At 41.8% G+C, this 450-nt stretch carries 1 protein-coding gene; it reads left to right on the top strand.

The features are described from left to right. Positions 1-92 precede the first annotated feature (92 nt). The coding region (locus ACOV8S_RS31310) for an aldo/keto reductase (RefSeq protein WP_448321865.1) at positions 93-450 on the top strand (358 nt) is incomplete at its 3' end.

Genomic DNA, 450 nt, shown 5'->3' with positions numbered 1-450 from the left:
ATATCAAATAACACAAGCGAAAATTCATGCATGATCAATCGAAAATTCGGGTATAGTGCTTGGTAAGCAAAAATGAAGCGGAGGTTTGTTTGATGAGTGGATTAACAGATACAGTCACATTAGCAAACGGAGTAAAAATGCCGAAGCTAGGCTTCGGTGTATGGCAAGTAAAAGATGGGGATGAGGCTGTAAATGCAGTCACAGACGCTCTTGAAGCGGGCTACCGCAGCATCGATACAGCAGCAGCCTATCAAAATGAAGAAGGGGTAGGCAAAGCCATTCAGCAATCAGGCATCTCTCGCGATGATCTGTTTATTACGACAAAGGTGTGGAATCGTGATCAAGGCTATGAATCAACACTTGAAGCCTTTGAAACAAGTATGAACAAGCTTGGGCTAGATGTATTAGACCTTTATTTAATTCATTGGCCAGTTGAAGGCAAATATAAAG

The organism is Streptomyces sp. CO7 (assembly GCF_053474865.1).
The sequence above is the reverse complement of the archived record's forward strand: the minus strand, read 5'-3'. Positions and strand labels throughout refer to the sequence as shown.